General features: G+C 71.5%; 2 protein-coding genes. Both read left to right on the top strand.

Features of this window, described 5'->3' with window-relative positions; translation table 11 throughout:
• Positions 1 to 599 (top strand): SAM-dependent methyltransferase (locus A5705_RS03635; RefSeq protein ID WP_156763021.1); only part of this gene is annotated, 599 nt, incomplete at its 5' end.
• Between the two features lie 2 nt (positions 600 to 601).
• The coding region (locus A5705_RS03630) for a class I SAM-dependent methyltransferase (protein ID WP_156763020.1) at positions 602 to 1021 on the top strand (420 nt) is incomplete at its 3' end.

The following is a 1021-nucleotide window of genomic DNA, read 5'->3' as shown; positions in this document are numbered from 1 at the left end:
CGCGGGCGTGGCGGCTGCCCTGGCCCGACGGCACGACGGTGTACGAACTCGACCAGCCCCGGGTGCTGGAGTTCAAGTCCTCGACGCTGCGGGAAAACGGCGCGTTGCCGACCTGCAACCTGGTGCCGGTGCCCGTCGACCTGCGCCACGACTGGCCGGCGGCGTTGCGGCAGGCCGGTTTTGACGCCTCGCTGCCGAGCGCCTGGTCGGCCGAGGGGCTGCTGCCGTTCCTGCCGGCGGCGGCCCAGGAGTTGCTGTTCGAGCGCGTCGACGCGCTGGGGGTCGCGGGCAGCCGGATCGCGGTGGAAGCCCCTGGGCCCGACTTCCTCGACGAGGCCGCCATCGAAAAGCGGCGCGCGGACATGCAGCGGGTGCGCGACCTGATCGCCAAGCTCCAGCCCGAACGGGACATCCCCGACGTCCACGACCTGTGGTACTTCGAGGAACGCGAGGACGTCGGCGACTGGTTGCGGCGGCACGGTTGGGACGTCACGGTGACCCCGGCCGAGGAGTTGATGGCGAGCTACGACCGCAGGCCTCCAGCGGGCGTCGAAGACGCCGCGCCCAAGACGCTCTTCGTGGCGGCCGAGAAGGAGTGAGCGTGGCGCGCACCGACAACGACACCTGGGAGATCACCGAAAGCGTGGGGGCGACGGCGCTGGGCGTCGCCTCGGCGCGCGCCGCCGAGACCCGCAGCGAGAACCCGCTGATCTCCGATCCGTTCGCCCAGGTCTTCCTCGACGCGGTCGGCGACGGGGTGTGGAGCTGGCACTCCGTCCCCCAGCTGCCTCCCGAGCTCATCGAGGCCGAGCCCACGGTGCCGCTGCAGATGCAGGCGATGGTCGGCTACATGGCCTCGCGGACGGCGTTTTTCGACCAGTTCTTCCTCGACGCGACCAAGGCGGGCATCCGCCAGTCGGTGATCCTGGCGGCGGGCCTGGACGCGCGGGCGTGGCGGCTGCCCTGGCCCGACGGCACGACGGTGTACGAACTCGACCAGCCCCGGGTGCTGGAGTTCAAG

The organism is Mycobacterium sp. E787, assembly GCF_001668725.1.
In the GTDB taxonomy this organism is placed as follows: Bacteria; Actinomycetota; Actinomycetes; order Mycobacteriales; family Mycobacteriaceae; genus Mycobacterium.
Note: the sequence above shows the minus strand (reverse complement) of the source record. Positions and strands in the feature narration are given on the sequence as shown.